Origin of the sequence: Micromonospora qiuiae (genome assembly GCF_016863555.1) — a bacterium.
In the GTDB taxonomy this organism is placed as follows: Bacteria; Actinomycetota; Actinomycetes; order Mycobacteriales; family Micromonosporaceae; genus Micromonospora; species Micromonospora qiuiae.
In genome coordinates, this window is sequence record NZ_BOPC01000013.1 from 99,270 (window position 1) to 125,132 (window position 25,863).

The window sequence follows — 25,863 nt, forward strand, 5'->3', positions numbered from 1 at the left end:
TTTTTGCCGCCTCCGTGGGCATTTGTCCCGACAGAAACTGCAAGATCGTGGGGGTGGGGGTGGGGGTGGCTCAGTCGAGGCGGGTGGCGCCGGGGGCGGGGGTGACGGTGCTGTGGGTGGGTGGGGTGAAGGAGCGGTCGGCGTAGGCGGCGGTGACGGCGGCAGCCACCTGGTCGGCCTGAGCCGCCTCGACCAGGGCGAGCACGCAGCCGCCGAAGCCGCCGCCGGTCATCCGGGCGCCGAGCGCCCCGGCGGCGAGCGCGGCCTCGACGGCGGTGTCCACCTGGGGCACGGTGATGGCGAAATCGTCCCGCATGGAGGCGTGTGAAGCGGTGAGCAGCCCTCCGATCTGGCGGGGCCGTCCGGCGCGGAGCAGAGCGACGGTGTCCAGCACCCGCTGGTTCTCGGTGACCACGTGCCGGACCCGGCGGCGGGTCTCCTCGTCGGCCAGTCGGGCGAGCGCGTCGTCGAGCTTCTCCGCCGGCACGTCCCGCAGGGCGGTCACGCCGAGCAGCGCCGCCGCCTGCTCGCACGAGGCGCGGCGGGCCGCGTACTCGCCGTCGGCGTGCCGGTGCGGGGCACGGCTGTCGACCACCAGTACGGCCAGCCCGTCGGCGTCCAGCGCGAACGGAATGTGCGTCACCTGTTCGGTGCGGCAGTCGAGGAAGAGGGCGTGTCCGGCCCGGCAGCGGATCGCCGCCGACTGATCCATGATCCCGGTGGGCGCGCCGACGTAGCGGTTCTCGGCCCGCTGGGCCAGCCGGGGCCGGTGCTCGGCGGGCAGGTCGAGGCCGCCGAGGTCGACCAGCGCGGCGAGCACGGCCGCCTCCAGCGCGGCCGAGGAGGACAGCCCGGCACCCAGCGGCACGTCGGAGGCGACGGCCAGGCGGGCACCCGGCACCGGGTGGCCGGCCTCGCGCAACGCCCACACCACCCCGGCCACGTACGCGGCCCAGCCGGTGACCCGGCCGGGGGCGGCCACCTCGTCGGGACCGAAGTCGACCGTCTCGCCGGTCAGCTCGGACCAGACGGCCCAGCGGTCGGCCGGGTGCGGCGCGGCGGCGACGACGGTGCGCAGCGGCAGCGCGAACGGCAGCACGAACCCGTCGTTGTAGTCGGTGTGCTCACCGATCAGGTTGACCCGACCGGGAGCCGCCCAGCGGCCGGCGGGCCGGGTCGCGTACACCGTCTGGAAGCCGGCGGCGGCGCGGGCGGCGACGTCGCGACGGCCGGTCACGGCCGGTCCAGCAGGTGGGTGCGGTAGAAAGCCCAGGCGTCGGCGACCATGTCGTGCAGGGTGGGTTTGTCCGGTGTCCAGCCCAGCTCGGCGCGGGCCAGCGCGGCGGAGGCGACCAGTTCGGCGGGGTCGCCCTCGCGGCGGGGTGCCGTCTCGACCGGCACCGGGTGGCCGGTGACCTCGCGGACCACCTCGACCACCTGGCGGTTGGTGAAGCCGTTGCCGTTGCCGAGGTTGTAGACGCGGTGCTGGCCGGCGGTGGCCACGCCGAGGGCGAGCAGGTGGGCGCGGGCCAGGTCGGCGACGTGGATGTAGTCGCGGACGCAGGTGCCGTCGACGGTCGGGTAGTCATCGCCGAAGAGTTGCAGCTTCTCCCGCCGTCCGGCGGCAACCTCCAACGCGATCGGAATGAGGTGGGTCTCCGGGTCGTGCCGCTCGCCGAGGGCGGTGTCGCCGTCGAGGTACGCCCCGGCGACGTTGAAGTAGCGCAGCGAGACGGCGGCCAGGCCGTGGCCGATCGCCTCGGAGGTGAGCGCCATGTCGACGGCGAGTTTGGTCGCCCCGTAGGTGTTGGTCGGGGCCCTGTGGGCGGTCTCCGGGATGGGCAGTTCGGTCGGGTCGCCGTAGACGGCGGCGGTGGAGGAGAAGACCAGCCGGGGTACGCCGGCGGCGCGGACCGCGTCGATCAGCGCCAGCGAGCCGACGGTGTTGTTGTGCCAGTACCGCTCGGGGGCGACCATCGACTCACCGGCGGCGATCAGCGCGGCGAAGTGCAGCACGCCGTCGAAGCCGGCCTGCGGGGTGAGCACCCGGGCCGCGTCGTGGAGGCCGACCTCGACGTGGATCGCGTCGGGGGCGAGGGCTTCCCGGTGGCCGGTCCGCAGATCGTCCAGGACGACCACCTCGTGACCGGCGTCGAGCAGCATCCGGGTCACCACGCTGCCGATGAAGCCGGCGCCACCGGTGACGAGCAGTTTCACGTCGCTCTCCTCCCGCCGGACCCGTCGGGTCGGCCTCGTGGTGCTACCACCCTACGGCGGGGCCGCTGGCTACCATCACTGTCATGCGGGCAGCGCGTCGGCGCGGATCCCGGCGGCGGGAGCCGGATCGGCCCCGCCGCGAGCCAGGGCCGCTGGCCCGAGCCGTGGCCCGGGTGGTGGTCCGGGCGGCCGACGGCGCGCTGCGGCTCGTCACCGACCTGCTCGGTGCGGGAACGGCGACCGGCCGTGAGCGGATCAGCGCGGCGGAACTGCGGGATCTGGTGGCCGCGAACACGGTGCTCGACCCGGTGGGGCGTCGCATCATCGACGAGGTGCTGGTGGCCGGGGCGAGCCTGGTCCGCGAGGTGATGATGCCCCGCACCGAGGTGGTGTTCCTCTCCGCGACGCTGACCCTCGCCGAGGCCGAGCCGCTGGTCCGGGCGGACACGCACAGCCGATATCCGGTGATCGACGGCACCCACGACGACGTGGTCGGCGTCGTGCACCTGCGTGACGTACTGCTGCGTCCGGACCACGATCCGGGGATCCGGGTCGGCCAGTTGATCCGCGACGTGAAACGGCTGCCGGCCAGCAAGCGGGTGCTCGCTGCGCTGACCGAGATGCGGCGGGAGGGACACCACCTGGCCGTCGTGGTCGACGAGTACGGCGGCACCGCCGGCATCGTGACCTGCGAGGACCTGATCGAGGAGCTGGTCGGGGAGATCTACGACGAGTACGCCGACCCGCCCGAGCCCCCGCTCACCGGACTCCCGGCGGTGGTGGACGGCCGGCTCAACCTCGCCGACTTCGCCGAGCGCACCGGCGTGCCGCTGCCCAGCGGGCCGTACGAGACGGTGGGCGGGTTCGTGATGGCCCGGCTGGGGCGGCTGCCCGCGCCGGGCGACGAGGTTGCGGTGCCCGCCGAGCCCGCCGGGCGTTCGGGCGACGCACTGCTGCGGGTGCTGACCCTGGAGGGGCGGCGGGTGGCCCGGCTCGCGGTGACCGCCGCCCGCCTGCCGGAGCAGCGGCGGGAGACCGCCGACGGCACCGATCGGGCCCGACCCACCAGCCCGTCATGACGTACGACGGAGGGTGCTGACAGAATTGCCGGCATGTCCGACGTTCCCGCCCGGCCGCGCGTCTTCTCCGGCATCCAGCCGACGGCCGACTCGTTCCACCTCGGCAACTACCTGGGTGCGGTGCGGCACTGGGTGGCGTTGCAGGAGTCGCACGACGCGTTCTACTGTGTGGTCGACCTGCACGCCATCACCGCTGGGCACGACCCGAAGGTGCTGCACCAGCGGTCCCGGGTGGCCGCCGCGCAACTGCTCGCGGTCGGGCTGGACCCGGAGCGCTGCACCCTGTTCGTGCAGTCGCAGGTGCCTGAGCACGCGCAGCTGGCCTGGGTGCTGGGCTGCATCACGGGGTTCGGCGAGGCCAGCCGGATGACCCAGTTCAAGGACAAGTCGCAGAAGCAGGGCAACGAGCGGGCCAGCGTGGGCCTGTTCACGTACCCGATCCTGCAGGCCGCCGACATCCTGCTCTACCAGGCCAACGCGGTCCCGGTGGGTGAGGACCAGCGCCAGCACCTGGAACTCTCCCGCGACCTGGCGCAGCGGTTCAACTCGCTGTTCGGGCCGACCTTCACGGTGCCCGCCCCGCACATCGTCAAGGACACTGCGAAGATCACCGATCTGCAGGATCCGACGGCGAAGATGTCGAAATCGTCCTCGTCGCCGGGCGGCATCGTCGACCTGCTGGAGGACCCGGCCCGTACGGCAAAGAAGATCCGCTCGGCGGTCACCGACACCGGCCGGGAGATCGTCTTCGACACGGAGACCAAGCCCGGCATCGCCAACCTGCTGACCATCTACTCGGCACTGAGCGGGCGCGGCATCGACGACCTGGTCGCCGCGTACGACGGCAAGGGCTACGGCGACCTGAAGAAGGACCTCGCCGAGGTGGTCCGGGAGTTCGTCGTACCGATCCAGGAGCGCACCCGCTCCTACCTGGAGGATCCGGCCCAGCTGGACAAGCTGCTCGCCGCCGGGGCCGAGAAGGCCCGCCGGGTGGCGGTGCCGACACTGCTGCGGACGTACGAGCGGGTGGGCTTCTTCCTGCCGGTGCGCGGCGAGTAGCCGTCCGTACCAGTGCGGGCGGTGGGGACGAGTCGGCGGCCGAAGGGGTGGCGCGAGGCGTGGATCAGGGGAACGGGGCACCGGCAGAGGCCGGCGACACCGTCCAGATCGGCATCGCGGTCGACATTCCCGAACCGTGGGGCAGCCTGCTGACCCGGCGTCGGCTGGAGGCCGGCGACCCCAACACGGTGCCGGCCCACGTCACCCTGCTCGGGCCGACCGAGATCCCGGTGGCCGTGTTGCCCGCTGTGGAGCGGCACCTCGCCCGGGTCGCCGCCGCTCACCTGCCGTTCACCCTGCATCTGCGAGGCACCGGCACCTTCCGGCCGGTGACCCAGGTGGTCTTCGTCGCGGTGGCCGCCGGGATCAGCGAGTGCGAGCTGCTGGCCGCCGCGATCAACGCCGCGCCGCAGCTCCGCCGGGAGCTGCGCTTCCCCTACCATCCGCACGTGACGGTGGCCCAGGACGTGGCGCCGGAGGCGCTGGACCGGGTGTACGAGGACCTGGCCGGCTTCTCCGCGATGTTCGAGGTGGAGTGCTTCACCCTCTTCTCGCACAGCGGGCAGGCCCGGTGGCAGCCGCGCCGGCATTTCCGGCTGGGCGGTTGACCGGCCGACCGGCCCGCGTCAGGTACGGGCGAGCCGAGGAGGCATCGGTAAGGATGACGATGTGAACCTTCTGGGCCGGGCCGAGGCCGCCATCGACCGTCGACTGAGCGCTGCCCGCCGCCGGTTTCCGGCCTTCAGCCACCTGTGGCGGGCCGGGGTGCTCTACACCGATCTGCAGGGCGGTCGGCTGGCCGCCGCGATCGCCTACTACGGGTTCTTCGCCGTCTTCGCGCTGGCCCTGGTCGGCTACGCGGTCTTCGGCGCGATCCTTGAGGAGAACGACGAGGTCCGGGCGGCGGCGGAGGATTTCCTCCGGGAGAACCTGCCCTTCCTCGATCCGGCGCACGTCGCCGAGAGCAGCGGCACCGTTGGTGTGGTCGGTCTGCTCATCCTGGTGCTGACCGGGATCGGTTGGGTGGAGGCCATCCGGTCCTCGCAGCGGCTGATCCACGGTCTCGATCAGCATCCCGGCAACCTGGTCGTCCGCCGGTTGGTCGACCTCGGCGTGCTGCTCATGGTCTTCATGCTGCTCGGCGCCTCGGTGGCGGCGGTGGACGCGTTGGAGTCGCTGCTGCGCTTCCTGCTGGGCAGCACCGGCTCGATCGCGCTGACCACGATCAGCGCCGTGCTCAGTGTCCTGGTCAACGCGGTGCTGGCCACCCTGTTGCTGGTGGCGGTGCCGCGGTTGCGGATGAGCCGGGTCCGGCTGCGGCCGGTGGTGCTGCTCGTCGCGGTCGGCATCACCCTGCTCAACACGGTCGGCCGGTTCTGGGTGGGACGGGTCGAGCACAACCCGGCGTACACGGTGGTGGCGACCGCTGTGGGTCTGCTGGTCTACCTGTATCTGCTCAACCAGTTGGTGCTCTTCGGCGCGGCGCTGACGGCGACCAGCCGGCGCGGGCAGGTGGTGGATCTGGCGGCGCGCCGGCCGGCCGACCCCGACGTGGAAACCGGTCCGGGCACCCCGGGCGGAGCCGGCTGAACCGGCGGAAGGGGTGTCTGCTGCTGGCGTGTCAGCGTTGTTTAGCGCTCTATGGGGTGCAGAGTGGTCGGGTGAATTTGAAGGAGTGGGCGGCATCCCAGGGCGTCGCGTATGTGACTGCGCGGCGGCAGTACGCGGCTGGGAAGCTTCCCGTTCCCACGTACCGTCTCGGGCGGCTGATTATGGTCGGAGAGCCATTAGCCGGTTCGGCCCCGACTGTGGGGCAGACGGTGGTGTACGCCTGTGTGTCGTCGGCTGACCAGAGGGCGGAGCTTGACCGGCAGGTGGCGCGTGTCGCTGTGCGGGCGACGGGGCAGGGTATTGCGGTGGATCGGGTGGTGACCGAGGTTAGATCCGCGTTCACCGGTCACCGTGAGAAGTTCCTCGCCCTGTTACGGGATCCTGGGCACGATCGTGGTTGAGCAGTCGTTGTGTGTCCGTCTGTACGGCCGGCGTGCCGCTGCGGACCGCGTCCGCCGGGCGGTCGAGGTTGTCACCGGGGACAGCTCCGCGTGAAGACGATCCAGGCGTATCGCTACGCGTTGGACCTCACACCGGCGCAGGAGCGCGCGGCGTTGGCCCATGCCGGGGCGGCTCGGGTTGCCCATAACTGGGCGCTGGCCCGGGTGGTGGCGGTGATGAACCAGCGGGCGGCCGAACGCACCTACGGGGTCGCCGAGGTCGATCTGACGCCCGCGATCGGTTGGTCGCTGCCGGCGCTGCGTAAGGCGTGGAACGCCGCGAAGGACGAGGTCGCGCCGTGGTGGCGGGAGTGCTCGAAGGAGGCGTTCAACACCGGTCTGGATGCTCTCGCCCGAGGGTTGAGGAACTGGTCCGATTCCCGCACCGGCAAGCGGGCTGGCCGGCTGGTCGGGTTTCCTCGGTTCAAGTCGCGTCGCCGACCGAGCGTACGGTTCACCACTGGACCGATCCGGGTGGAGCCGGACCGTAAGCATGTGGTGTTGCCCCGGCTGGGGCGGTTGAAGCTCCACGAGTCGGCGCGGAAGCTGGCTCGACGCCTTGACAACGGCACTGCCCGGATCATGTCGGCCACGGTGCGTCGTGAAGGCGGCCGGTGGCATGTGGCGTTCTGCGTCGAGGTGGACCGGGCCGACCGGGTACCAGCGTGCCCTGGCTCGGTGGTGGGTGTGGATGTCGGCATCACGCACTTGGCGGTGTTGTCCACCGGTGAGCTGGTCGACAACCCGCGTCACCTGGCCGCCGCGCAGGCCCGGTTGCGGCGTCTGGGCCGGGCCCTGTCCCGCAAGACCGGCCCTGACCGGCGTACCGGGCAGCGCCCGTCGAACCGCTGGCACCGCGCGTGCGCCCGGTTGGGCCGCGCGCATGCCCGGGTGAGCAATCTGCGTCGTGACGGCCTGCACAAGCTCACCACCCGCCTCGCCCGCACCCACGCCACGATCGTGGTCGAAGACTTGAATGTGGCCGGGATGCTGCGCCACCGCAGGCTGGCCCGGCACATCGCCGACGCCGGCTTCGGCGAACTTCGCCGCCAATTGGCGTACAAACCGCAATGGAACGGCGGCCGGCTGATCGTGGCCGACCGCTGGTACCCGTCATCGAAAACCTGCTCAGGCTGCGGCGCGGTGAAAACCAAACTCGCCCTGTCCGAACGCACCTACACCTGCACCACCTGCGGCATGAACCTCGACCGCGACCTTAACGCCGCACGCAACCTCGCCGCTCTCGCGGCTGAGGTGGAGCCCGCCGGGAGTGGCCCGGTGGCCGGACGTGGAGCCGACCGTAAGACCCGCCCCGGCAGGCTGGTGGCTGTGAAGCGTCAACCCGGCACGGCGAACGCCGATCAGACCGGGACCGTCCCACCGCAAGGTAGGACTACCGATCACACGCTCACTAGAGCGCACTGAAAGGTAACGGAGAGGCGTGGAGATCTCGATCGAGCCGGGTTCGCCGGTGCCGCCGTACGAGCAGGTGCGCGGGCAGCTCGCGGAGATGGTGGGGGACGGACGGCTGCCGGTCGGCGCGAAGCTGCCGACGGTACGGCGGCTCGCGGCCGAGCTGGGGCTGGCGGTGAACACGGTGGCTCGGGCGTACCGCGAGCTGGAGTCGGCGGGGCTGCTGGAGACCCGTGGCCGGCACGGCACCTTCGTAGCTCCCGGACGCGACGACGCGGTGGACCGGTTGCAGCGGCTCGCCGCCGGGTACGCGGCCGAGGCAGCCCGGCTGCAGGTGGCACCGGAGATGGCGGTGTCCCTGGTCCGGGCCGCCCTCGACGCTGCCCGGCCCGGCTGAGTCCGCAGGTTCCGCCGGCCCTGGCTGGCCCGGGTCCCGCCGTAGCGGCCTTCTCCGTCGCGGCGATGATGGCCGTTTGCGCTGCCCCGCGCCGGGTCATCGGCCCCTCGAACGGGGGTGGTGGCCGGCGGAGCACCTCGATCGGTGGGATGCGGCGAACCCGCGCCCGGGCCGGGTGGGCGGCCACGATGATGAGCGCGTGGGGGCACTCGTGACGTTGGACCTGCCGGACGACTCGCCGATGCTGGACCTGCCGTGGATCATCACGTTCGGGCCGCTCGGCGACGCCGACGAGTGGGAGCCGGTGGTCTGCGGCCCGTACGAGCGACCGCACGCGCTGGCGCTGGCCGAGGCGGTGGTGGCCGAGGAACAGCTGATGGCGGTGGTGGAGCCGCTGGTGCCGGCGGTCTCGGTGGAGCAGATCCGCGGTGAGATAGCCGCTGCGCAGCTCGCCGCCGAGGACGAGGCGGTCCAGGTGGACCAGGCCGACCTGTACGGCGACTTCGAGGACGTCATCGACGAGGAGCTGACCGCGGCAGCCGATCGTGACCAGCCGGCGGGGCCGCTGCCCGCGCCGAGCGAGGCCGAGCTGCGCGCCGGCTTCCGCCGCCTAGCCGCTCGCCTGCCTGGCGCAACCGACTGAGCCGACCAGCTCGGCGGCGAGGCCGATCGACAGGTGGTCGACCGGTGAGATTTGCGACCAGCGCTGGCATCCGTCGCCCAGGAAACCCCGACGTCCACTGGGCACGCGGCCGCAGACTGGCGGGCCTGCGCAAAATGCCGCAACTCGCGTGCCTGCGCCCAATGCCTCGAACACCGGGGTGAGTTCGCCGCGAGATGCCGCAACTAGCGGCTTCAACCGGCCCGGATGGGCCGACATGCCGCAACTCGCCTCGCCCATCGGCCCGGATACGCCGACATGCCGCAATCCGCGTCCGCGCTGGGCAGCCGGACAGCCCGACATACCGCAATCCGCGCCGCCCACCGCCTCAGGGGTAGCGCTGTCGCTTCAGGCCGCAGGGCCGCCGCTTCAGGGTGCAGCGCCACCGTCGTCTGGCGGCGCAGGACACTGCCGGATGGCCGATCGGTGACGCGCTAACCGGTGTGGCGGGTGAACCAGGCGGCGGCGTCGACTGGGAGCAGGTGAGCGCCGTCCTGCTCGGTCAGCGCCGCGCTGGCCACGACGGGCTCGCCGTACCCGGCGACCATGACCGGGGTCTCGCCGATGTTGACCACGCAGGTCAGCGCGGCGTCGCGGGCGGCGCGGCGGAAGGCGAGCACCCCCGGGTCGGACTCCAGCCAGGTGATGCCGCCGAGGACGGCAAGCGCCGGGTGGGTGCGACGGATCCGCAGCGCCGCACGGTACAGCTCCAGGGTCGAGCCGGGCTCGTCGGTCTGGGCGGCCACCGACAGGGCACGCCAGGTGGCGGGGGCCGGCAGCCAGCTCAGCTCACTGCCGGCCGGCCCGAAGCCGTACGGGGCCAGTTCGCCGCTCCACGGGATGGGCACCCGGCAGCCGTCGCGGCTCTCGCCGGTACGCAGGAAGGCTGGATCCTGCCGCAGCTCGTCGGGGAGGTCGAGCACCTCGGGCAGCCCCAGTTCCTCACCCTGGTAGAGGTAGGCGCAGCCGGGCAGGGCGAGCATCAGCAGCGCGGCGGCGCGGGCTCGGCGCAGCCCGACCTCCCCGTCGCCGTAGCGGGTGACGTGCCGTTGCCGGTCGTGGTTGGAGAGCACCCAGGTGGTCGGTGCGCCGACGATGGTCGCCTCGGCGAGCGCGGTGTCGATCACCTTGCGGAAGGAGTCGGTCGACCAGGTGGCGTCGAGGAAGTCGAAGCTGAACGCCTGGTGCAGTTCGTCCGGGCCGATGTAGCGGGCCAGCCGCTGCGGGGTCTCGGCCCACGCCTCGGCCACCGCCATCCGGCCACCCGGGTAGCTGTCCAGGATGGGCCGCCAACTGCGGTAGATGTCGTGCACCTCGTCCTGGTCGAAGTACGGCAGCCGGCCCTTGCCGAGCAGTTCCGACTGGCGTCGTCCGGTGGTCATCGAGTTGAAGCCGACGTCCGGCAACCCCTCGGCCTTGATCATGCCGTGGGCAACGTCGATGCGGAACCCGTCGACGCCGCGGTCGAGCCAGAACCGGAGGATGTCCTCGAACTCGGCCCGCACCTCCGGATGACGCCAGTTCAGGTCGGGCTGGGCCGGGTCGAACAGGTGCAGGTACCACTGGCCGTCGGGTAGCCGGGTCCAGGCCGGGCCGCCGAAGATGCTCTCCCAGTCGTTGGGCGGCTGCTCACCGTTCTCGCCCTTGCCGTCGGCGAAGAGGTAACGGGCCCGCTCGGCCGAACCGGGGCCGGCGGCCAGCGCCGCAGTGAACCAGGGGTGCCGGTCGGAGGTGTGGTTGGGCACGATGTCGACGATGATCCGCAGGCCGAGCGCGTGGGCCTCGGTCACCATCGCCTCGAAGTCGCCGAGGGTGCCGAACATCGGGTCGACGTCGCGGTAGTCGGCGACGTCGTAGCCGCCGTCCACCATCGGCGAGGTGTAGAAGGGGGTCAGCCAGAGCGCGTCCACCCCCAGGTCGCGTAGGTAGGGCAGGCGCTCGCGGATGCCGTTCAGGTCACCGATGCCGTCGCCGTTGGAGTCGGCGAAGCTGCGGACGTAGACCTGGTAGACGACGGCGGACCGCCACCAGTCGGCGTCGGAGGTCAGCGGCGAGGGGGTGCTGACGGTCATCGGTGAACCTCGTTCTGTGGCGCGGGACAGCGGCACCCGGCGTGGCAACGGTGGGACGCGCGGGCGTCTGAGAAGGATGCCGGGCCGATGCTGCAAGAGTCAAGCAATCCTTGCGCAAGGAGGGCGGTGGAGGCTCCGGTGCGTCCGGCGTCAGGCCGGTACCGCGAGCGCGGGCGGGGTGGGGCGCTGCCGCCCGGGGCGCTCCGCGCCGTCCTGCCGCACCACCGCGGTCGAGCCCCGGACCACCAGCTCCGGCCGGAACAGGTACTCCGAGTGCGGGGCGCCGTGGCCGTTGATCTCGTCGACCAGGGCTCGGACGGCGGCCACGGCCATGGCGGCCACCGGCTGACGCATGGTGGTCAGCGGCGGGTCGGTGAAGGCCATCAGCGGGGAGTCGTCGTAGCCGACCACCGACAGGTCCTCCGGAACGGAAAGGCCGCGCTGCCGGGCGGCCCGGATCGCGCCGAGTGCCATCAGGTCGGAGCCGCAGACGATGCCGGTCGCGCCGCGTTCGATGAGCCGGCCGGCCGCCGCTTCGCCGCCCTCCACGCCGAACAGTGAGAGCTCGGTCAGCTCGGTCAACTCCTCGTCGCTCACCCCGGCGAGGCGTTGCATCGCCGTCTTGTAGCCGTTGACCTTGCGCTGCACCGGCACGAACCGGTCCGGGCCGGTGATCAGGCCGATCCGCCGGTGCCCCAGCGCCGCCAGGTGGGCCACCGCCAGCTCCGCCGCCTCCCGGTCGTCGCAGGAGACGAAAGGTGCCGGAAGACCGGGTGCGTACCCGTTGATCATGACGATGGGCAGCGGCCGGGCGATCAGTGCCCGGTACCGGTCGTGGTCGGCGGCGGTGTCGGCGTGCAGGCCGGAGACGAAGACGATGCCGGAGACCTGGCGGTCGAGCAGCATCTCGACGTACTCGTCCTCGCGTACCCCGCCGGGGGTCTGGGTGCACAGCACCGGGGTGTAGCCGGTCGGTGCCAGGGCCGACTCGATGATCTGCGCGAAGGCGGGAAAGATCGGGTTGTCCAGTTCCGGCACCACCAGACCCACCAACCCGGCGCTGCGCTTGCGCAGCCGGGCGGGGCGCTCGTAACCGAGCACGTCCAGGGCGGTCAGCACGGCCTGCCGGGTCTCGGGTGCCACGCCGGGACGATCGTTGAGCACCCGGGAGACGGTGGCTTCGCTGACGTCGGCCTGCTGGGCGATGTCGGACAGGCGAGCGCGCATGGCGGCACTGTAGCTCACTGACAACTTCTTGCGCAGTGGCTGGAAAGAACTTGCAGGATCGAGCAGCGGGCCGTGGAGACGTCCCTCGACATCCGCCCCGGCCGGTGCCGTGAGCAGGCCGGTAGGGGGTCGGTGAGTGGCCCATGGTGCGGCGTGGAATGCCCAGGAGGCCGCAGTTGTCCGTTGCCGGTGTTGCGGATGGGCCACGGTTACGGCAAGGGGTTCGCAAAGGGTTTCTAGTTTCGAAACTTCTTGCTACTGTCCCGCCGTTACCCGGCAGGCAACTTAGGAGCGAACATGCGCCGCACAGCCAGGGGGATCGCCGTACTCGCCGCTGCCACCCTCGCCCTCTCCGTCGCCGCCTGTGGCGGCGAGGACAAGGCGTCCGAGGAGCAGCCCAAGGCGGATCCCGCCGCCCTCACCGCAGAACTGACCTGGTGGGACACCTCCGATCCGCAGAACGAGGGCCCGGCGTTCAAGGAACTGATCGCCAAGTTCAACCAGACCTATCCGAACGTGAAGATCAACTACCAGTCGGTCCCGTTCGGTGAGGCCCAGAACAAGTTCAAGACCGCCGCGCAGGCCAAGACCGGCGCCCCGGACATCCTGCGGGCCGAGGTGGCCTGGGTCCCCGAGTTCGCCTCGCTGGGCTACCTGTACGCGCTGGATGGCTCCGAACTCCTCGCCGACGAGTCCGACTTCCTGGCGACTCCGCTCGCCTCCAACCGGTACGACGGCAAGACCTACGGCGTTCCGCAGGTCACCGACAGCCTCGCGCTGATGTACAACAAGGAACTGTTGGGCAAGGCCGGCGTCGGCGAGCCGCCGAAGACCTGGGCCGAGCTGAAGACCGCATCGCAGACCATCAAGGAGAAGACCGGCGCCGAGGGTGTCTACCTCAACCCGGCCGGCTACTTCCTGCTGCCCTTCATGTACGGCGAGGGCGGCGACCTGGTCGACACCGAGGGTAAGAAGATCGTCGTCAACTCGGAGCAGAACGCGGCCGGGCTGAAGATCGCCAAGGATCTGGTCGACAGCGGCGCCGCTGCCAAGCCCTCCGCCAACGACGCCTACGGCACCATGATGACCCTGTTCAAGGAGCAGAAGGTCGCCATGATCATCAACGGCCCGTGGGAGGTCAACAACGTCAAGTCCGCGCCGGACTTCGGTGGCGTGGAGAACCTGGGCGTCGCCCCGGTGCCGGCCGGCTCGGCCCGCGCCGGTGGCCCGGTCGGCGGCCACAACTACGTGATCTGGTCCGGCATGCCGCAGGAGAAGGTCGACGCGGCCGTCGCGTTCGTCAAGTTCATGAGCTCCGCCGAGTCGCAGGCGTTCCTGTCGGAGAAGCTCGGCCTGCTGCCCACCCGCAGCTCCGCCTACCAGGTCGACGCGGTCAAGAACAACGCCGTGGTCGCCGCGTTCCAGGCGGTCAACGAGGCCGCCGTGGGTCGGCCGTGGATCCCCGAGGCCGGGCAGTTCTTCGGCCCGCTCGACCAGTTGGCCACCGAGGTCCTGATCCAGAACAAGGACCCGAAGGCCGCGCTGGACGCCGTGGCCAAGAAGTACAAGGCAGAGGTCGTGCCCGGTTACGGGCTCTGACCGGATCGTCGACGCCGGCGTCGGCCGGTGACCTTTCGGCATCCCGGTGGGGTCGCGTGACCGCGACGGCCGCGCGATCCCACCGGCCCTTGAGCAGTGGAGCTGCTGATGACCACCGTCACAGCCGATCCGGCGCCGTCGTCGACGCCGCCAGGTCGGTCCGCTCGTCCGTCCCGGCTGCGCCACAGCTGGGACAGGCACTGGTACGCCTGGGCGATGGTGCTGCCCGTCGTCATCGTCCTGGCGGTACTTATCTTCTACCCGCTGTTCCGCGGGATCTGGCTCTCCTTCACCAACCTGACCGAGGCCAACCAGGTCGCCGAGATCTGCACCAGGTCGATCACCGGCGGCGAGGTCTGCACCGAGAACCCCAACAAGTGGGAGTTCGTCGGGCTCGACAACTACGTCCGGGTGCTCACCGGCGAGGTCGGTGAGTTCTGGCAGTGGACCGGGGTAACGCTGATCTGGACGTTCGCCTGCGTGGCCTGTCACTTCGGTCTGGGTCTCGGCCTGGCCAGCATGCTCAACCGTCCGATGCGGGCCCGTGGGCTGTACCGGGTGCTGCTGGTGCTGCCCTGGGCGGTGCCGGCCTTCGTCAGCGCGTTCGCCTGGAAGTTCATCTTCAACGAGCGCTTCGGTTTGGCCAACGCGCTGCTCTCCGCCATCGGCATCGACCCGGTCTCCTGGTTCGCCGACCGCTGGACCGCACTGTTCACCGCCATCGTCACCAACGTCTGGCTGGGCGTGCCGTTCATGATGGTGGCGCTGCTCGGTGGCATGCAGACCATCCCCGGCGAGCTCTACGAGGCGGCCGAGATCGACGGCGCCTCGGCGTGGCAGCGGTTCCGCAACATCACTCTGCCCGGCCTGCGTCCGGTCAGCATGACCGTGATCCTGCTCGGCACCATCTGGACGTTCAACATGTTCCCGATCATCTTCCTGGTGACCGAGGGGCAGCCGGCCGGGCAGAGCGAGATCCTGGTGACCGGTGCCTACCGGGCCGCCTTCGAGGGCATCCGCAACTACTCGTTGGCCTCGACGTACGGCGTACTGATCCTGTCGATCCTGCTGGTGTTCTCGGTGTTCTACCGGCGGGCGCTGCGCAAGCAAGGCGAGGTGTGGTGATGGGAAAGGCCAACCACTCGACGCGCAGCCGGCGCAGCCCGGCGAAGTCGGTGCTGTTGCACGGCACGCTGATCCTGGCCTCGCTGATCGCGATCGGGCCGATCGCCTGGGTGCTGCTCTCGTCGTTGAAGCCCGGGTACGCGATCCAGAGCAGCCAGTTGACCCTGTTCCGGGATACCACCCTGGCCAACTACAGCTATGTGCTGACCGAGACGAACTTTCCGCGCTGGTTCCTCAACTCCGTGATCGTCGCGGCCTTCACCATGATCATCGGCATCTTCCTGTCGGCCACCACCGGCTACGCGGTGTCCCGGTTCAACTTCCCGGGCCGCCGGCCGCTGATGATGGTCTTCCTGGTCACCCAGATGTTCCCGGTGGCGATCCTGATCGTGCCGATCTACACGATCATGGCCCGGCTCGGGCTGATCAACACCATGCCGGCGCTGATCATCTCGTACCTGACCATCGCGGTGCCGTTCTGTGCCTGGATGTTGAAGGGTTACTTTGACTCCATCCCGACCTCGCTGGACGAGGCGGCGGCGCTGGACGGGTGTGGGCCGTTCGCCATCTTCTGGCGGGTGGTGCTGCCGCTGGCCCGGCCGGCCGTGGCGGTCACCGCCTTCTACACCTTCCTCACCGCGTGGGGTGAGGTGGCGTACGCGTCGGCGTTCATCCAGACCGACAACCGGTTCACTCTGGCGTACGGGCTCCAGCAGTTCGTGCCGCAGTTCAACCCGCAGTGGGAGTACCTGACCGCCGCGGCCGTGCTGGTCACCGTCCCGGCCGGGCTGGTCTTCTTCTTCGCCCAGAAGCACCTGGTGTCCGGCCTGACCGCGGGCGGCACCAAGGGCTGAGCGAACGCGACTACTACAAACCGTCGTTGGTAGGGCAGGATGGTCGGGTGGAAACGCTTCGACTCATCCTCCTCTATGTCCATCTGATCGGGTTCGCGCTGCTGCTCGGCGGCACGATCGCCCAATACCTCACCGGAAAGCTCCGGATCAACGCCGCGATGCTCTGGGGTGCGGTGATCCAGGTGCTGTCCGGCATCGGGCTGTCCGCGCCGCTGCGCGACGGCGACGAGCCGGCACCGGCCAAACTTGTGACGAAGCTGGTGCTCGCCCTGCTTATCTTCGTTATGGTCTTCTTCTCCCGGAAGCGGGCCGAGGTCAACCGGGGGCACTTCCTCGCGATCGCGGGGTTGACCCTGCTCAACGCAGCCGTGGCGGTCTTCTGGCGATGATCGCCGGGCCGCCTGCCCACGCCTGGAAAACAGACTTTCCCGGCACTCGTCCGCCCGCCTGCCGGCACGGTGCGTGATCTGCCACACCCCAGCATTACGTACGGGTAACAGGCCTCCAACAGTCGTGCACGATTGTCGGCCGGCAGGTGGGTGCGGGCGTACGCTCTGCGTCCGTAACGTGGGACGCCGGCGGCAACAGCGCAGGCCGGTTCAATGGCTGCCATCGCGCACGACGCGGTGAGCAATGGAAGGGAGTCGTCTTGCGCTCGGTGCGTGGGATGCGGATCGCCTCGATCATCGCGGCGGGTGGGCTCGTGCTGAGCGCCGCCGCCTGTGGCGAGGCCCCGGATGAGGACAACAACGCCGGCTCCGGCGGCGAGAAGTACACCGCCTGCATGGTCACCGACGTCGGCGGCATCGACGACAAGTCGTTCAACGCCTCGGCCTGGAAGGGCCTCCAGGACGCCGAGGCGGAGAACAGCAACATCGAGATCAAGCACACCGCGTCCCGGGCCGAGGCGGACTACGAGCCGAACCTCACCCAGTACGTCAACCAGAAGTGCGACTTCATCCTGGCCGTCGGCGGCCTGATGCTCGAGTCGACCAAGAAGATCGCCGAGGCGAACCCGGACCAGCAGTTCGGCATCGTCGACGCCAACCCCGGGGTGGCCAACGTCTACCCGATGGAGTTCGACACCGCCCAGGCCGGCTTCCTCGCCGGCTACGTCGCCGCCGGCATGAGCCAGAGCGGCAAGGTGGGCACCTACGGCGGCATGAAGATCCCGCCGGTGACCATCTTCATGGACGGCTTCGTCGACGGCGTCGCGCACTACAACCAGGCCAAGAGCGCCAAGGTGCAGGCCCTCGGCTGGAACAAGGACACCCAGAACGGCTCCTTCACCAACTCGTTCGAGAAGCAGGACGAGGGCAAGAAGGTCAGCGACGCGCTGGTCGCCCAGGGCGCGGACATCATCATGCCGGTCGCTGGCGGCGCCGGCCTCGGCACCACCGGTGCGGCCCAGGCCTCCGGCGGCAAGTACCACACCATCTGGGTGGACGTCGACGGCTGCGAGAGCACCCCGAACTGCCCGGCCATCCTCACCACCGTGGTCAAGAACATCCCGGGCGCGGTCAAGGAGGCCGTGCTCAAGGCCGCCGGTGACGAGAAGCTCAACGCCGAGCAGGGCTTCGTCGGAACGCTGGCCAACGACGGCGTCTCGCTCGCCCCGTTCCACGAGTACGACAGCAAGGTCCCGGCCGAGCTGAAGGCCGAGCTCGACAAGCTGAAGGCGGACATCGCCGCCGGCACCGTCAAGGTCGAGTCGCCCGCTCAGCCGAAGTGATCATCGCCGGCCACCCGCGGTGAACCGGGGGTGGCCGGCAGAGCACGCCACAGATTGATCCGGCCGTTCCGGCGCGGGGGACACCCACGTGCCGGAGCGGCCGGTCCGCGCCACCGGTCGCCGGCCCCGCCGCGACCAGCTCTCCAGCGGCTACGCTGCACCATCGCTTCGCACCCCGGGAGGTTGCGCTGAGACTCGAACTGCGCGGCATCACCAAGCGGTTCGGTGATCTGGTCGCCAACGACCACATCGACCTGACGGTGGAGCCTGGAGAGATTCATGCCCTGCTCGGCGAGAACGGCGCCGGCAAGTCGACCCTGATGAACGTGCTCTACGGGCTCTACCAGCCCGACGAGGGCGAGATCCTGGTCGACGGGAAGCCGTTGAAGCTGCGCGGTCCCTCCGACGCGATCGCGGCCGGCATCGGCATGGTGCACCAGCACTTCATGCTCGTACCGGTTTTCACCGTCACCGAGAACGTCATGCTCGGCGCCGAGCAGGTGCGCGGCGGCATCGCCGGCTTCCTGGACCGTCGCCGCGCCCGGCGCGAGGTCGCCGAGGTCTCGCAGCGGTACAACCTGCGGGTCGACCCGGACGCGGTGATCGAGGACCTGCCGGTCGGCGTCCAGCAGCGGGTGGAGATCGTCAAGGCGCTCACCCGCGACGTCGACCTGCTCATCCTGGACGAGCCCACGGCGGTGCTCACCCCGCAGGAGACCGAGGAACTGCTGACCGTGATGCGGTCGCTCAAGGCCGCCGGCAAGTCGATCGTCTTCATCACCCACAAGCTCGGCGAGGTCAAGGCGATCGCCGACCGGATCACGGTGATCCGGCGCGGCAAAACCGTGGGTACGGCGTCGCCGGAGGCCAGCCGCGACGAGTTGGCCGCGCTGATGGTCGGCCGTACCGTCCGGCTCACCGTGGACAAGGCCCCCGCCACCCCGGGCGAGCCGGTCCTGGAAGTCTCCGGCCTGGTCGTCGACGACGAACGGCAGTGCCGCGCGGTGGACGGCGTCGACCTGACCGTACGCGCGGGCGAGGTGCTCGGCATCGCGGGCGTGCAGGGCAACGGCCAGACCGAGCTGATCGAGGCGATCATGGGGCTGCGCCCGGTGCTCGCCGGCACGATCACCCTCGAAGGCCGGTCGATCGACGGCTGGTCGACCAAGAAGGTGCTCCGGGCGGGCGTCGGCTACGTGCCGGAGGACCGCAGCGTGGACGGCCTGGTCAAGGAGTTCTCCGTCGCGGAGAACCTGGTGCTCGACATCTACGACCGGCCGCCGTTCGGTCGAGGGCTGTCGCTGCGGCCGGACGCCATCACGAAGTCGGCGGCGGAGCGGATCGAGCAGTTCGACGTACGCACCTCGTCGGCACAGGCGCCGGTCGGCACCCTCTCCGGCGGCAACCAGCAGAAAGTGATCGTGGCGCGGGAACTGTCCCGGCCGCTGAAGCTCTTCATCGCCGCCCAGCCCACCCGAGGGGTGGACGTCGGCTCGATCGAGTTCATCCACAGCCAGGTCGTCCACGAGCGCGACATCGGCACCGCCGTGCTGGTGGTCTCCAGCGAACTCGACGAGGTGATCGGGCTGGCCGACCGGATCGCGGTGATGTACCGCGGGCGGATCATCGGCATCGTCGGCCCGGACACCCCGCGCGAGGAGATCGGCCTGCTGATGGCGGGCATCACCCCCGACCGCGACGCGCCGGCCACCAGCGACGGCGAGGCACCGGCCCCCGAGGGTCCAGGTAGCGAGGACGAGAAGGCATGACCACCCACCCCCAGCCGGGCTCCCCGGACAAGGAGCCGGCGAGCGAGGAACAGGCCGCCCGGACAGCGCTCGGCAACACCGAACGCGCGGAGCCGGCCAGCACGGCCACACCCACCCAGGAGCGGCGCCCCACGCTGGGGCGGCTGTTCCTGGAGAACCTCTGGGCCGCCAACACGTTCACCGTGACCCTGCTGTCGCTGGTGCTCGCGATGGTCGTCGGCGCCGTTCTGATGATCATCTCTGATCCGAAGGTGCTGGCCACCTACGCCTACTTCACCGCCCGCCCGACGGACGCGCTCGATGCCAGCTGGGCGCTGGTCAGCAAGGCGTACGCCAACCTGTTCAAGGGTTCCGTCTTCGACCCGGGCGCGACCACCCTCACCGCCGCGCTGAGCCCGATCTCTGAGACGCTCACCTACACCGCGCCGCTGGTCTTCACCGGCCTGTCGGTGGCGCTGGCCTTCCGTGGCGGCCTGTTCAACATCGGCGCCCAGGGGCAGGCCATCATGGGCGTCATCCTGGCCGCGCTGGTCGGTTTCCTGCTGCCGCTGCCGCCCGGGCTGCACCTGCTGGTCGCGGTGTTGGCCGGTGCCGTCGGCGGGGCCGTCTGGGGCTTCATCCCCGGCATCCTCAAGGCGCGCACCGGCGCCCACGAGGTGATCAACACGATCATGCTGAACTACATCGCGGTCTACTTCCTGACCTGGCTGATCGTGCAGAACGGGGTGCAGGACCCGAGACGGACCGACGCGATCAGCCGGCGGGTGGACGCCTCCGCCCAGTTGCCCCGGCTGTTCGACGACCCGCTGCGGGCGCACGCCGGCATCATCCTGGCGGTGCTGGCCACCTGGGCGGTCGCCTGGCTGCTCAACCGCTCCACGCTCGGCTTCGAGCTGCGGGCGGTGGGCGCCAACCCGGACGCCGCCCGGACCGCGGGCATCAGCGTCACCCGGACGTACGTCCTGATCATGGTCTTCGCCGGGGCCCTGGCCGGGCTCGGCGGCTCCCAGATGGTGCTGGGCACCACCGCCGCCGCACTGACCCCGCTGGTGGTCGCCCAGATCGGCTTCGACGGCATCCTGGTCGCCCTGCTGGGCCGGGTGAAACCGTGGGGCGTGGCGATGGCCGCGCTGCTCTTCGGCGCGTTGCAGGCCGGCGGCAACCGGATGCAGTCGTACGCGAGCATCTCGCTGGAACTGGTCACCGTGCTCCAGGCGCTCATCGTCATCTTCATCGCCGCGCCAGCCCTGGTGAAGGCGATCTTCCAGCTCCGGGCGGCGCGGGCCGCCCGGCTGCAGACGAGCCTCGCGAAGGGCTGGTGAGGCATGTCCACCACGGCTGTTCCCGACGTCGCGGTCGCACCCGTCGACGAGGGCTTCTGGACCCGGACCCGCAAGGTCGGTCTGGTGCTGGTGGCGCTCGGCCTGCTCGCCACGGTGCTGTTCGGCGCGCTCGCCACCGACGCGACCGCCCGCTTCACGCTCAGCGAGGACGCCGCCGGGGCGGCGCTGGAGATCCACGGCACCTTCGGCGCGGTCCTCTTCGGCCTGATCACCCTCGCCGCCGGTGGCGCGATGCTGGCCGGGCCGCCGAAGCGCTGGTTCATCCCGCTGCTCGCCATGGGCCTGGTCGGCTTCGTGCTGTCGTTCCTGTGCTGGCAGGTCTCCGACGCCCCGGCCGGGCAGAACTTCATGCCGCTGGTCAACATCGTGCGGGGCACCTTCCTGCTCGCCCTGCCGCTGATCTTCGGTGCGCTGGCCGGAGTGCTCTGTGAGCGCTCCGGCGTGGTGAACGTGGCCATCGAGGGGCAGTTGCTGATGGGCGCGTTCAGCGGCGCGCTCTTCGGCAGCATCTCCGGCAACGTCTGGGTGGGCCTGGTCGCCGCCGCGATCGGCGGGTCGTTCATCTCGCTGCTGCTGGCCGTCTTCTCCATCCGCTACCTGGTCGACCAGGTGGTCATGGGCATCGTGCTGAACCTGCTGGCGCTCGGCATCACCGGCTTCCTCTACGAGCGGCTGATGCAGACCGACGCCGCGCGCTACAACAGCGCCCCCCGCTTCAGCAACTGGGAGATCCCGCTGCTGTCGGACATCCCGGTGCTCGGACCGGCGCTGTTCCGGGGCAACATCTTCCTCTACCTCGCCCTGCTGCTGGTCCTCGTGATCCACATCGGGCTGTTCCGGACCCGGTGGGGGCTGCGGACCCGCTCGGTCGGCGAGCACCCCACGGCGGCGGACACCCTCGGCGTGAAGGTGCTCGGGCTGCGCTACCGCAACGTGATCATGGCCGGCGCGGTCGCCGGCATCGGCGGTGCGTCGTACACGCTGGCGCTCTTCTCGTTCACCAAGAACATGATCGGTGGTAAGGGCTTCATCGCCCTGGCCGCGCTGATCTTCGGCCGGTGGAGCCCGACCGGGGCACTGCTCGCCGCGCTCTTCTTCGGCTTCGCCGACCAGTTGGCCACCTACCTGGGCGCGATCAACAGCATCATCCCCGGCCAGTTCCTGGCCATGCTGCCCTACCTTGCGACGATCCTGGCAGTGGCCGGGCTGGTCGGACGGGTCCGGGCGCCGGCCGCCGACGGCAAGCCGTACATCAAGGGCTGATCCAGGGAGCGAACCATGGAAATCGACTGGGAACGGTTGCGGGCCGCCGCCATCGAGGTGATGCGGCACGCGTACGTGCCGTATTCGAAGTTCCCAGTGGGGGCGGCGGCGCTGGTCGACGACGGCCGCATCGTGGTCGGCTGCAACGTGGAGAACGCCGCGTACGGCGTGGTGCTCTGCGCCGAGTGCGGCGTGGTTTCCTCGCTGCACGCCACCGGCGGTGGCCGGATCGTCGCGCTCTCCTGCGTGGACGCCACCGGCGAGCCGCTGATGCCGTGCGGGCGCTGCCGGCAACTGCTCTGGGAACAGGGCGGGCCGGAGTGCCTCGTCGAGGCCAGGGGCGGCCCGCTGCGGATGGCCGAGCTGCTGCCGCACGCCTTCGACGTGGCCGACCTCGAGGCGGTCACCGGCGAGCAACCGGTGCCGGTGGTGCCCGACCGGCTGGCCGCCTGGCGCGGACGCGGCACCGTCTTCGTGCACCCCGACCTGTCGGCGGGGCAGCAGGTCTGGACGGCCTACTGGGAACGCTCGGCCGGCAACGACGCGGGCGCCGAGACCGGGGTGCTGGAGGAGGGGCCCAGCTGGCACGATCCGGCCGAGGCGATCGCCTGGGGGCTGGCGCGTACGCCCCGGGTCGTGGTGGTGGACGCGTCCGGCACGATCTTCTGGGCCGGAGAGGGCGAGCCGCCTGCGGAGATACCGGTTCGCTGGGGTTGAGCTGGGGTTGCGGTCGGCCCCGGCCCGTCGCGGGCGCGGTCCGTGCGTTGGTCCCGGGACATGACGTCGTGCCTGCGGCGGGGTGGGACGACGGTCGACTCGAATACTGATTGGGCTTCAAGGGTGAGTGCTTTTACTGCTGTTGATGTCATTCGGGTGAAGCGGGACGGGGGGGTGCTGTCGGACGCGCAGATCGACTGGGTGGTGGACGCGTACACCCGGGGGGTGGTGGCCGACGAGCAGATGTCGGCGCTGGCCATGGCGATCCTGCTGAACGGGATGACCGCGCCGGAGATCGCCCGGTGGACGGCGGCGATGATCGCCAGCGGCGAGCGGCTCGACCTCTCCGCCGTGCCTCGGCCGACTGTGGACAAGCACTCGACCGGCGGAGTCGGTGACAAGATCACCCTGCCGCTCACCCCGCTGGTGGCCGCCTGCGGCGCGGCGGTGCCGCAGTTGTCCGGTCGCGGGCTCGGGCACACCGGCGGCACGCTGGACAAGCTGGAGTCGATTCCGGGCTGGCGCGCTGCGCTGAGCAATGAGGAGTTCGCCTCCCAGCTGCGCGAGATCGGCGCGGTGATCTGCGCCGCCGGGTCCGGGCTCGCCCCGGCCGACCGCAAGCTGTACGCGCTGCGCGACGTCACCGGCACCGTCGAGGCGATCCCGCTGATCGCCAGTTCGATCATGAGCAAGAAGATCGCCGAGGGCACCGGCGCGCTGGTGCTGGACGTGAAGGTCGGCTCCGGCGCGTTCATGAAGTCGGTCGACGACGCCCGCGAGCTGGCCCGGACCATGGTGGAGCTGGGTGGCGCGCACGGCGTGCGGACTGTCGCCCTGCTCACCGACATGTCGACCCCGCTCGGCCGCGCCATCGGCAACGGGGTGGAGGTCACCGAGTCCGTGGAGGTGCTGGCCGGCGGAGGTCCCGCCGACGTGGTGGAGCTGACCCTGGCGCTGGCCCGGGAGATGCTCGACGTGGCCGGGTTGCCCGACGCCGACCCCGCCGCCGCGCTGCGCGACGGCCGGGCCATGGACGTCTGGCGGTCGATGATCCGGGCGCAGGGCGGTGACCCGGACGCGCCGATGCCCGAGGCGAACGAGGTCGAGGTGGTGCGCGCCGACCGGGACGGATACGTCGCGGCGGTCGACGCGTACGCCATGGGGGTGGCCGCGTGGCGGCTCGGCGCGGGCCGGGCGCGCAAGGAGGATCCGGTCAGTGTTTCCGCCGGCGTGGTGCTGCACAAACGCCCCGGTGACCCGGTCAGGGCCGGGGAGCCGCTCTACGAGTTGCGCGCCGAGCAGCCGGAGAAGTTCCCGCCGGCCCTGGCGGAGGCAGCTCGGGCGGTCACCGTCGCGGAGCGTCCCCCGGCTCCGTTGCCGTTGGTGATCGATCGCGTCGAGTAACGCGACCCTGGTCGGGCACCCATGGTGCCGAGCCGACGAGACGACTACCCTCGCAGGCCAAGGGGGGACAGGCGGCGTCGCGCCGTCGTGAGCAGACAGGGATGTTGCCGTGATCGTTCCCGCCCCCGATCCTCGGGAAGTGCGTGAGGCGAGCCTGGAGGAACTGTCCCGGCTGCGTCTGCCGTTGCCGCCGCCGCAGTTCCCGCTGGTCTGGGAGCCCGGCGACCGGATCGAGCTGCGACCCACCGCGGAGATCGAGGCCCGGATAGCGGTGCTGCACCTCATCCTGGCCCGGTGTTTCGGCATGCCGCCCCAGGCGGCGATGAGTTGGCTGCTCGCCTCGCATCTGGTGGAGATGGTCACCCCGCCGGAGTTCCAGTTCGTCACCGGCGCCAAGGGCGACCACCGTTCCTTCGTCCTGCACCATGACGCGCTGTTCTCGCTGGCCTGGGTGCTCGGCCTGGCCAAGCAACTGGACCCCACCATGCCGGTGGACGAGCGGCTGGTCGAGCGCCTGCCCAACATCGCCGAGGGGGAGACCTTCCGGCAGTGGCGCTCGCGGATCCTGGCCGCGCCGCAGCACCCGGCGGATGCCGCCGCTCTGCTCGACCTGCATTACTGCCTGGACTGGGCGTACCTGGAGGTGGACCGGTCGGGCCGGACGCTGCCCGGTCTGGTGGACGCGAACGCGATCGGTCAGCGCCGGTGGGCGCTGGAGTGGGCGGTGATCCTGCGCGGGCCGTACCACGACGAGCCGCCCGGCTGGGAAGAGGTGGATCTCTCCACCTGACGGCGGCCTGCCTGGTGGCGGTGGTCGTGGCGGCGGGTCAGTGGTTTGGGCGATGCACGCCGAGGCGTACCGCCATGGTCACCCGCACCGGCTCGCCCAGCGCGGCGATCCGGGCGGCCAGTCCCGCCGGGTCGGCGTGCCATGCGCTCGGGCCCATGCCGACCAGCGTGGCGACCTCCGCTCCGGAGAGGATCAGCTCCTGCCGGTGCACGGCGGCCGATTCCTCGGTGAAGTGCCCGCCGAGGCTGATCGCGACCCGGTCCGCCTTGGCCGGGTCGACCCGGAGCAGGCCGAGGGCGTCGACGAGTTCGGTGAGGTGGTCGGCGGCCGGGGTCACCACCAGCAGCCGGCCGGCCGGGTCGAGGACCCGGTGGAACTCGGCGCCGTTGCGGGGCGCGAAGACGTTGAGCAGCAGCGCCGTGGAGGCGTCCGCCAGCGGCAACCGCTGCCAGGTGTCGGCCAGCGCCGCGGTGACGCGCGGGTGGATCCGCGCGGCTCGGCGCAACGCCGGCTTGGAGACGTCCAGGGCGAGACCGACCGCGCCCGGCAGCGCCGCCAGCACCGCCGCGAGGTGCCGACCGGTCCCCGCGCCGGTCTCCACCACCAGGGGGTACGACCCAGCGGGGCCGCCGTGTTCTCGGGTGTCGCCGTGTCTCCGGCCGCCGGTCACTCCGTCTCGCGTGCCCTTTGCTCTGCTTACCTCAGCGCAACGGTCTCGCCCGGTTTCCGTTGCGTGGGCTGAAGCAGAGCAAAGGCCGCGTGGGAGGGACTGGTGGGGTGCGTCCGCCGCCCCGGCGGGCAGGGCGCTGCGGGCGGCGGTGGCGAGCGCGGCGGAAATGATGTCGTAGTGGCCGGCGGCCAGGAAGTCCGCTCGGGCGGCGACCATCTCGGCGGTGTCTCCGCCGTGCGGGGCACGGCCGGCGAGCAGATTGACGTAGCCCTGACGGGCGATGTCGAAGCTGTGCCGGCGCGGGCACCGCAGCGCGCGGGCCGCACCGGCGGCGACCTCGGCCAGGGGCTCGGCGCAGACCGGGCAGCGCAGCCGGTCGACGACTCGACGCTCCATCACCGCAGCAGGTCGCAGGCCGGTT

At 70.8% G+C, this 25,863-nt stretch carries 23 protein-coding genes and 1 pseudogene; 19 read left to right on the forward strand and 5 right to left on the reverse strand.

Annotated features, from left to right (window positions below):
* Positions 1-70: 70 nt before the first annotated feature.
* Both galK and galE read right to left on the reverse strand, forming a co-directional pair.
* A complete protein-coding gene (galK, locus tag Vqi01_RS05160) occupies positions 71-1,237 on the reverse strand; it encodes a galactokinase (protein ID WP_204033331.1) in 1,167 nt (388 codons plus the stop codon).
* Positions 1,234-2,217 (reverse strand): UDP-glucose 4-epimerase GalE, encoded by a 984-nt coding sequence (gene galE / locus Vqi01_RS05165; RefSeq protein WP_204033332.1) that lies wholly within the window; start codon positions 2,215-2,217, stop codon positions 1,234-1,236. The genes galK and galE overlap by 4 nt, the downstream gene beginning before the upstream one ends.
* An 83-nt stretch (positions 2,218-2,300) precedes the next feature.
* On the opposite strand from galE, the gene Vqi01_RS05170 reads away from it, so the two are divergent.
* From Vqi01_RS05170 to Vqi01_RS05205, 8 genes and pseudogenes are all read left to right on the forward strand, one after another.
* On the forward strand, positions 2,301-3,296 hold the full coding sequence (locus Vqi01_RS05170; protein ID WP_204033333.1) for a hemolysin family protein: 996 nt from the start codon (positions 2,301-2,303) through the stop codon (positions 3,294-3,296).
* 33 nt (positions 3,297-3,329) lie between these two features.
* Complete coding sequence (gene trpS, locus Vqi01_RS05175) at positions 3,330-4,355, forward strand: tryptophan--tRNA ligase (RefSeq protein ID WP_204033334.1); 1,026 nt, start codon at positions 3,330-3,332, stop codon at positions 4,353-4,355.
* 59 nt (positions 4,356-4,414) lie between these two features.
* A complete protein-coding gene (locus Vqi01_RS05180) occupies positions 4,415-4,963 on the forward strand; it encodes a 2'-5' RNA ligase family protein (RefSeq protein WP_204033335.1) in 549 nt (182 codons plus the stop codon).
* A gap of 61 nt (positions 4,964-5,024) precedes the next feature.
* Positions 5,025-5,945, forward strand: a complete 921-nt coding sequence (locus Vqi01_RS05185) for a YihY/virulence factor BrkB family protein (protein WP_204033336.1) — start codon at positions 5,025-5,027, stop codon at positions 5,943-5,945.
* Positions 5,946-6,016: 71 nt separating this feature from the next.
* Positions 6,017-6,461: pseudogene (locus Vqi01_RS05190) on the forward strand (recombinase family protein).
* Complete coding sequence (gene tnpB, locus Vqi01_RS05195; RefSeq protein WP_204033337.1) at positions 6,458-7,831, forward strand: IS607 family element RNA-guided endonuclease TnpB; 1,374 nt, start codon at positions 6,458-6,460, stop codon at positions 7,829-7,831. Before Vqi01_RS05190 ends, tnpB begins: the two are co-directional and overlap by 4 nt.
* A gap of 16 nt (positions 7,832-7,847) precedes the next feature.
* Complete coding sequence (locus Vqi01_RS05200) at positions 7,848-8,216, forward strand: GntR family transcriptional regulator (protein ID WP_204033338.1); 369 nt, start codon at positions 7,848-7,850, stop codon at positions 8,214-8,216.
* Positions 8,217-8,415: 199 nt separating this feature from the next.
* A complete protein-coding gene (locus tag Vqi01_RS05205) occupies positions 8,416-8,859 on the forward strand; it encodes a hypothetical protein (RefSeq protein ID WP_204033339.1) in 444 nt (147 codons plus the stop codon).
* A 452-nt stretch (positions 8,860-9,311) separates the two neighbouring features.
* Here Vqi01_RS05205 and Vqi01_RS05210 read toward each other — a convergent pair whose 3' ends face one another.
* Positions 9,312-10,949, reverse strand: a complete 1,638-nt coding sequence (locus Vqi01_RS05210; RefSeq protein ID WP_204033340.1) for a glycoside hydrolase family 13 protein — start codon at positions 10,947-10,949, stop codon at positions 9,312-9,314.
* Positions 10,950-11,099: 150 nt separating this feature from the next.
* Positions 11,100-12,176, reverse strand: a complete 1,077-nt coding sequence (locus tag Vqi01_RS05215; protein WP_204033341.1) for a LacI family DNA-binding transcriptional regulator — start codon at positions 12,174-12,176, stop codon at positions 11,100-11,102.
* 297 nt (positions 12,177-12,473) lie between these two features.
* Between Vqi01_RS05215 and Vqi01_RS05220 the strand changes: the two genes are divergently transcribed.
* The 11 genes from Vqi01_RS05220 to Vqi01_RS05270 all read left to right on the forward strand — a co-directional run bounded on the left by Vqi01_RS05220 (position 12,474) and on the right by Vqi01_RS05270 (position 24,772).
* Positions 12,474-13,775: an extracellular solute-binding protein gene (locus Vqi01_RS05220; protein WP_204033343.1), complete on the forward strand. Its 1,302-nt coding sequence runs from the start codon at positions 12,474-12,476 to the stop codon at positions 13,773-13,775.
* Between the two features lie 108 nt (positions 13,776-13,883).
* On the forward strand, positions 13,884-14,900 hold the full coding sequence (locus Vqi01_RS05225; protein ID WP_204033344.1) for a carbohydrate ABC transporter permease: 1,017 nt from the start codon (positions 13,884-13,886) through the stop codon (positions 14,898-14,900).
* The gene (locus tag Vqi01_RS05230; protein WP_204033345.1) at positions 14,900-15,754 is read left to right on the forward strand and encodes a sugar ABC transporter permease; all 855 of its coding nucleotides are present in this window, start codon (positions 14,900-14,902) and stop codon (positions 15,752-15,754) included. The genes Vqi01_RS05225 and Vqi01_RS05230 overlap by 1 nt, the downstream gene beginning before the upstream one ends.
* A 47-nt stretch (positions 15,755-15,801) precedes the next feature.
* On the forward strand, positions 15,802-16,143 hold the full coding sequence (locus Vqi01_RS05235; RefSeq protein WP_204033346.1) for a hypothetical protein: 342 nt from the start codon (positions 15,802-15,804) through the stop codon (positions 16,141-16,143).
* 278 nt (positions 16,144-16,421) lie between these two features.
* Entirely contained in the window at positions 16,422-17,486 is a 1,065-nt protein-coding gene (locus Vqi01_RS05240) for a BMP family lipoprotein (protein ID WP_204033454.1), read from the forward strand.
* Positions 17,487-17,734: 248 nt separating this feature from the next.
* A complete protein-coding gene (locus Vqi01_RS05245) occupies positions 17,735-19,255 on the forward strand; it encodes an ABC transporter ATP-binding protein (protein WP_307825026.1) in 1,521 nt (506 codons plus the stop codon).
* Positions 19,252-20,577 carry an ABC transporter permease gene (locus Vqi01_RS05250; protein WP_204033348.1) on the forward strand — a complete coding sequence of 442 codons (1,326 nt, stop codon included), beginning with the start codon at positions 19,252-19,254 and terminating at the stop codon, positions 20,575-20,577. Before Vqi01_RS05245 ends, Vqi01_RS05250 begins: the two co-directional genes overlap by 4 nt.
* A 3-nt stretch (positions 20,578-20,580) precedes the next feature.
* Positions 20,581-21,861: an ABC transporter permease gene (locus tag Vqi01_RS05255; RefSeq protein WP_204033349.1), complete on the forward strand. Its 1,281-nt coding sequence runs from the start codon at positions 20,581-20,583 to the stop codon at positions 21,859-21,861.
* A 15-nt stretch (positions 21,862-21,876) separates the two neighbouring features.
* Positions 21,877-22,578 (forward strand): cytidine deaminase, encoded by a 702-nt coding sequence (locus Vqi01_RS05260; protein ID WP_204033350.1) that lies wholly within the window; start codon positions 21,877-21,879, stop codon positions 22,576-22,578.
* A gap of 123 nt (positions 22,579-22,701) precedes the next feature.
* Positions 22,702-23,982, forward strand: a complete 1,281-nt coding sequence (locus tag Vqi01_RS05265; RefSeq protein ID WP_204033352.1) for a thymidine phosphorylase — start codon at positions 22,702-22,704, stop codon at positions 23,980-23,982.
* Between the two features lie 109 nt (positions 23,983-24,091).
* Positions 24,092-24,772 (forward strand): DUF4272 domain-containing protein, encoded by a 681-nt coding sequence (locus tag Vqi01_RS05270; RefSeq protein WP_204033353.1) that lies wholly within the window; start codon positions 24,092-24,094, stop codon positions 24,770-24,772.
* Between the two features lie 37 nt (positions 24,773-24,809).
* Here Vqi01_RS05270 and Vqi01_RS05275 read toward each other — a convergent pair whose 3' ends face one another.
* Positions 24,810-25,838, reverse strand: coding sequence for a putative RNA methyltransferase (locus Vqi01_RS05275; RefSeq protein WP_204033456.1), 1,029 nt, complete (start codon positions 25,836-25,838; stop codon positions 24,810-24,812).
* Between the last annotated feature and the right edge of the window lie 25 nt (positions 25,839-25,863).

Coding starts and splice junctions, on each gene's coding strand:
- Vqi01_RS05170 (WP_204033333.1), top strand. CDS start 2,301: ATGCGGGCAGCGCGTCGGCGCGGATCCCGGCGGCGGGAGCCGGATCGG.
- trpS (WP_204033334.1), top strand. CDS start 3,330: ATGTCCGACGTTCCCGCCCGGCCGCGCGTCTTCTCCGGCATCCAGCCG.
- Vqi01_RS05210 (WP_204033340.1), bottom strand. CDS start 10,949: ATGACCGTCAGCACCCCCTCGCCGCTGACCTCCGACGCCGACTGGTGG.
- Vqi01_RS05215 (WP_204033341.1), bottom strand. CDS start 12,176: ATGCGCGCTCGCCTGTCCGACATCGCCCAGCAGGCCGACGTCAGCGAA.
- Vqi01_RS05220 (WP_204033343.1), top strand. CDS start 12,474: ATGCGCCGCACAGCCAGGGGGATCGCCGTACTCGCCGCTGCCACCCTC.
- Vqi01_RS05225 (WP_204033344.1), top strand. CDS start 13,884: ATGACCACCGTCACAGCCGATCCGGCGCCGTCGTCGACGCCGCCAGGT.
- Vqi01_RS05230 (WP_204033345.1), top strand. CDS start 14,900: ATGGGAAAGGCCAACCACTCGACGCGCAGCCGGCGCAGCCCGGCGAAG.
- Vqi01_RS05240 (WP_204033454.1), top strand. CDS start 16,422: ATGCGGATCGCCTCGATCATCGCGGCGGGTGGGCTCGTGCTGAGCGCC.
- Vqi01_RS05250 (WP_204033348.1), top strand. CDS start 19,252: ATGACCACCCACCCCCAGCCGGGCTCCCCGGACAAGGAGCCGGCGAGC.
- Vqi01_RS05255 (WP_204033349.1), top strand. CDS start 20,581: ATGTCCACCACGGCTGTTCCCGACGTCGCGGTCGCACCCGTCGACGAG.
- Vqi01_RS05260 (WP_204033350.1), top strand. CDS start 21,877: ATGGAAATCGACTGGGAACGGTTGCGGGCCGCCGCCATCGAGGTGATG.
- Vqi01_RS05275 (WP_204033456.1), bottom strand. CDS start 25,838: ATGGAGCGTCGAGTCGTCGACCGGCTGCGCTGCCCGGTCTGCGCCGAG.